This is a genomic window from Streptomyces sp. SID1328, assembly GCF_009865595.1.
Taxonomy (GTDB): domain Bacteria; phylum Actinomycetota; class Actinomycetes; order Streptomycetales; family Streptomycetaceae; genus Streptomyces; species Streptomyces griseoluteus.
On record NZ_WWKH01000031.1, the window covers coordinates 1 to 5,396 of the forward strand.

Annotated in this window: 5 protein-coding genes; all 5 read left to right on the plus strand. The window is 71.0% G+C overall.

Translation table 11 applies throughout. The features are described 5' to 3' along the window. Positions 1-975: transketolase family protein (locus tag GT030_RS00770; RefSeq protein ID WP_161199324.1), on the plus strand; the 975-nt coding region annotated here is incomplete at its 5' end. 34 nt (positions 976-1,009) lie between these two features. Next, positions 1,010-2,128 (plus strand): transaldolase, encoded by a 1,119-nt coding sequence (gene tal, locus GT030_RS00775; protein ID WP_161199325.1) that lies wholly within the window; start codon positions 1,010-1,012, stop codon positions 2,126-2,128. Between the two features lies 1 nt (position 2,129). After that, positions 2,130-3,668: a glucose-6-phosphate dehydrogenase gene (gene zwf / locus GT030_RS00780; protein WP_161199326.1), complete on the plus strand. Its 1,539-nt coding sequence runs from the start codon at positions 2,130-2,132 to the stop codon at positions 3,666-3,668. Then, positions 3,665-4,774, plus strand: a complete 1,110-nt coding sequence (gene opcA / locus GT030_RS00785; protein ID WP_161199327.1) for a glucose-6-phosphate dehydrogenase assembly protein OpcA — start codon at positions 3,665-3,667, stop codon at positions 4,772-4,774. The genes zwf and opcA overlap by 4 nt, the downstream gene beginning before the upstream one ends. Then, positions 4,771-5,396: 6-phosphogluconolactonase (gene pgl, locus GT030_RS00790; RefSeq protein WP_161199328.1), on the plus strand; the 626-nt coding region annotated here is incomplete at its 3' end. The genes opcA and pgl, both read left to right, overlap by 4 nt.

Genomic DNA, 5,396 nt, shown 5'->3' on the forward strand with positions numbered 1-5,396 from the left:
GCCACCCGTGCCGCCTCCGGCAAGATCCTCCAGGCGCTCGGCGCGGTCATCCCCGAGCTGTGGGGCGGCTCCGCCGACCTCGCCGGGTCGAACAACACGACCATCGACAAGGACAGCTCCTTCCTCCCGGCGGGCAACCCGCTGCCGGAGGCGAACCCGTACGGCCGCACGATCCACTTCGGCATCCGCGAGTTCGCCATGGCCGCCGAGATGAACGGCATCACCCTGCACGGGAACACCCGCGTCTACGGCGGTACGTTCCTCGTGTTCTCCGACTACATGCGCAACGCCGTCCGCCTGTCGGCGCTGATGCACCTGCCGGTGACGTACGTGTGGACGCACGACTCGATCGGTCTCGGCGAGGACGGCCCGACCCACCAGCCGGTGGAGCACCTGGCCGCGCTGCGCGCGATCCCCGGTCTGAACGTGGTCCGCCCGGCGGACGCCAACGAGACGGCGACCGCCTGGCGCGAGGTGCTCAAGCGCTGGACCAAGGAGTTCGGCAAGGGCGCCCCGACCGGCCTGGTGCTGACCCGCCAGGGTGTGCCGACGTACGAGCCCAACGACGACGCCGCGCGTGGCGGTTACGTCCTGTTCGAGGCCGAGGGCGGCGAGCCGCAGGTGATCCTGATCGCCACCGGTTCCGAGGTGCACGTCGCCGTGGAGGCGCGCGAGCAGCTCCAGGCCGAGGGCGTGCCCACCCGTGTGGTCTCGATGCCGTCGGTGGAGTGGTTCGAGGAGCAGGACCAGGGGTACCGGGATTCCGTGCTGCCGCCGTCGGTCAAGGCCCGCGTCGCCGTGGAGGCGGGCATCGGTCTGACCTGGCACAAGTACGTGGGTGACGCCGGCCGCATCGTTTCCCTGGAGCACTTCGGCGCGTCCGCGGACGGCAAGGTCCTGTTCCGCGAGTACGGCTTCACTCCGGAGAACGTGGCCGACAAGGCGCGGGAATCCCTCGCCGCTACGCAGCGCTGACGCCCGTAAACGACACGTAGGAGATGCAATTTCCATGACAGACGCACTGAAGCGCCTCTCCGAGGAAGGCGTGGCGATCTGGCTGGACGACCTGTCGCGCAAGCGGATCACGTCCGGCAACCTCGCCGAGCTGATCGACCAGCAGCACGTCGTGGGCGTCACCACCAACCCCACGATCTTCCAGAAGGCGATCTCGCAGGGCGACGGCTACGACCAGCAGCTCACCGACCTCGCCGCGCGTGAGGTCACGGTCGAAGAGGCCATCCGCATGATCACGACGGCGGACGTCCGTGACGCCGCCGACATCCTGCGCCCGGTCTTCGAGGCCACCGGCGGCAAGGACGGCCGGGTCTCCATCGAGGTCGACCCGCGCCTGGCGCACAACACGCGCGCCACGCTGGCCGAGGCCCGCCAGCTCGCCTGGCTGGTGGACCGCCCGAACACCCTGATCAAGATCCCGGCGACCGAGGCGGGTCTGCCGGCCATCGCGGAGACGATCGGCAACGGCATCAGCGTCAACGTCACGCTGATCTTCTCCCTCGAGCGGTACCGCAAGGTCATGGACGCGTACCTGACCGGCCTGGAGAAGGCCAAGGAGCGCGGCCTGGACCTGTCCAAGATCCACTCCGTGGCGTCCTTCTTCGTGTCCCGCGTGGACTCCGAGGTCGACAAGCGGCTGAACGCGATCGGCACCGACGAGGCCAAGGCGCTGCGCGGCAAGGCCGCCATCGCCAACGCGCGCCTCGCCTACCAGGCGTACGAGGAGGTCTTCTCCACCGACCGCTGGAAGGCGCTGGAGAAGGCGGGCGCCAACAAGCAGCGTCCGCTGTGGGCGTCGACCGGCGTGAAGGACCCGGCGTACCCGGACACGATGTACGTCACCGAGCTGGTCGCGCCGAACACGGTCAACACCATGCCGGAGGCCACCCTGGAGGCCGTCGAGGACCACGGTGAGATCACCGGCGACACGGTGACCGGCACCTACGAGCAGGCCCGTGCCGACCTCGACGCGATCGAGCGGCTCGGGATCTCCTACGACGACGTCGTCCAGGTGCTCGAGGACGAGGGCGTGGACAAGTTCGAGGGGTCCTGGAACGACCTGCTCAAGTCGACCGAGGCGGAGCTGAAGCGCCTCGCCCCCTCGGAGGGCTGATTTGTCACCCCTCAACGGTTCCGGAGCGAACCCGCTTCGTGATCCCGCGGACCGACGGCTCCCGCGCATCGCGGGGCCGTCGGGCCTGGTGATCTTCGGCGTCACCGGCGACCTGTCCCGCAAGAAGCTGATGCCGGCCGTCTACGACCTGGCCAACCGCGGTCTGCTGCCGCCGGGCTTCTCCCTGGTGGGCTTCGCCCGCCGCGACTGGGAGGACGAGGACTTCGCGCAGGTCGTGCACGACGCGGTCAAGGAGCACGCGCGTACGCCGTTCCGCGAGGAGGTCTGGCAGCAGCTCATCCAGGGGATGCGCTTCGTCCAGGGCACCTTCGACGACGACGAGGCGTTCGAGCGGCTGCGCTCGACCATCGACGAGCTGGACAAGCAGCAGGGCACGGGCGGCAACTTCGCCTTCTACCTGTCGGTGCCGCCGGGTGCCTTCCCGGTCGTGATCCAGCAGCTCAAGAAGAGCGGTCTGGCCGACCAGTCCAAGGGCTCCTGGCGCCGCGCGGTCATCGAGAAGCCGTTCGGCCACGACCTGAAGTCGGCCGAGGAGCTGAACAAGGTCGTGCACGAGGTGTTCGAGCCGGACCAGGTGTTCCGGATCGACCACTACCTCGGCAAGGAGACCGTCCAGAACATCCTGGCGCTGCGCTTCGCCAACACGATGTTCGAGCCGATCTGGAACCGGTCCTATGTCGACCATGTCCAGATCACCATGGCCGAGGACATCGGCATCGGCGGCCGTGCCGGGTACTACGACGGCATCGGCGCCGCCCGTGACGTCATCCAGAACCACCTGCTCCAGCTGCTGGCGCTGACCGCCATGGAGGAGCCGTCCTCCTTCGGCGCGGACGCGCTGGCCAGGGAGAAGACCAAGGTGCTCGGTGCCGTACGGCTGCCGAAGGACCTGGGCGCCGACACCGTGCGCGGGCAGTACGCGGCCGGCTGGCAGGGCGGCGAGAAGGTCATCGGCTATCTGCAAGAGGACGGCATCGACCCCAAGTCGAAGACCGACACGTACGCGGCGCTGAAGCTGGAGATCGACAACCGCCGCTGGGCGGGTGTGCCGTTCTACCTGCGCACCGGCAAGCGGCTGGGGCGCCGGGTCACCGAGATCGCGGTGGTCTTCCAGCGGGCGCCGCACTCCCCGTTCGACCACACGGCGACCGAGGAGCTGGGCCAGAACGCGATCGTCATCCGCGTCCAGCCCGACGAGGGCATCACGGTCCGCTTCGGCTCCAAGGTGCCGGGCACCTCGATGGAGATCCGGGACGTGTCGATGGACTTCGCCTACGGCGAGTCCTTCACCGAGTCCAGCCCCGAGGCGTACGAGCGGCTCATCCTGGATGTGCTGCTGGGCGACGCCAACCTCTTCCCGCGCACGGAGGAGGTCGAGCTGTCCTGGAAGATCCTCGACCCGGTCGAGGAGTACTGGGACGAGCACGGGCGGCCCGCGCAGTACAAGTCGGGCACCTGGGGCCCGGCCGAGGCCGACGAGATGCTCGCACGAGACGGACGGAGCTGGCGCCGGCCATGAAGACAGACCTGACCGACACCACCGCCGGCGAGATCAACAAGGCGCTGATGGAGGGCCGCCGCGCCATCGGCACGCCCGCCGTGGGCATGGTGCTGACCCTCGTCATCGTCACCGACGAGGAGAACGCCTACGACGCGCTGCGGGCGGCGAGCGACGCCTCGCGGGAACACCCCTCGCGCACGCTGGTCGTCATCCGCCGGGTCTCGCGCACCCCGCGCGACCGCACCACCTCCCGCCTCGACGCCGAGGTGCGGCTGGGCGCGGAGGCGGGCGCCGGCGAGACGGTCGTGCTGCGGCTGTACGGCGAGGTGTCCGACCACGCCGACTCGGTGGTGCTGCCGCTGCTGCTCCCGGACGCGCCGGTGGTGGTCTGGTGGCCGGTGAACGCCCCGCTCGACCCGGCCGAGGACCCGCTGGGCGCGCTGGCGCAGCGCCGGGTCACCGACACCTACGCGGCCGAGCAGCCGGTGCGTGAGCTGGCGGCGCGTGCGGAGACGTACACGCCGGGCGACACCGACCTGGCGTGGACGCGGATCACACCGTGGCGTTCGATGCTGGCGGCGGCCCTGGACCAGGTGGACTGCGAGGTGCGGTCCGTCGAGGTGGAGGGCGAGGAGTTCAACCCGAGCTGCGAGCTGCTGGCCATGTGGCTGGCGGACCGGCTGGGCGTGCCGGTGCAGCGGTCGCTGTCCTCGGGTCCGGGTCTGACGGCGGTCCGGATGGAGACGACGTGCGGGCCGGTCGTGCTGGACCGGGCGGACGGTTCGCTGGCGAACCTGTCCATCCAGGGCCAGCCGGGCCGCGCGGTGGCGCTCCAGCGCCGGGACACCGCCGAGCTGATAGCGGAGGAGCTGCGCCGGCTCGACCCGGACGACACCTACGCGGCGGCCCTGCGCTACGGCGTGGAGCGGCTGTCCACGGGCGCGGACGCGGCGGTGACGCTGGGCGGCGCTCCGGCCAGGCCCACGGAGAAGGCCGCGGACAAGGCCGCGGAGGACGAGGCGGTCGCCGAAGCGGCTGTCGCCGAGTCCGAGGCGGGCACCGAGGAGGGCGAGGCCGAGCGGCCCACCCCGAACTCCCTCGCGAGGAAGGCGGCGTCGAAGTGAGCACTCCGCAACTGGTCGTGCACCGCGACAAGGAACTGATGGCCGAGGCCGCCGCCGCGCGGCTGATCACCAAGATCGTGGACGCCCAGGCGTCGCGCGGTCACGCCTCGGTGGTCCTCACCGGTGGCCGCAACGGCAACGGTCTGCTGGCCGCGCTGGCCAAGGCGCCCGCGCGGGACGCGATCGACTGGGGCCGTCTCGACCTGTGGTGGGGCGACGAGCGCTACCTCCCCGAGGGCGACCCGGACCGCAACTACACGCAGGCCCGCGAGGCCCTGCTGGACTCCGTACCGCTGGACCCGGCGCGGGTGCACCCGATGCCCGCCTCCGACGGGCCCTACGGCGCGGACGTGGACGCGGCGGCCGGCGCGTACGCGGCGGAGCTGGCCAAGGCGGCCGGCCCCGAGGACCACGCCGAGGTGCCGGAGTTCGACGTGCTGCTGCTGGGCGTCGGTCCGGACACCCATGTGGCGTCGCTCTTCCCGGAGCTGCCCGCGGTGCGGGAGACCGAGCGCACGGTGGTGGGTGTGCACGGCGCGCCCAAGCCGCCGCCGACCCGGACCTCCCTGACGCTGCCCGCGATCCGCGCGGCGCGTGAGGTGTGGCTGCTGGCGGCGGGCGA

Bases quoted from the DNA above. Each gene is read 5' to 3' on its own strand.
- tal (WP_161199325.1), top strand. From the start codon at position 1,010: ATGACAGACGCACTGAAGCGCCTCTCCGAGGAAGGCGTGGCGATCTGG.
- opcA (WP_161199327.1), top strand. From the start codon at position 3,665: ATGAAGACAGACCTGACCGACACCACCGCCGGCGAGATCAACAAGGCG.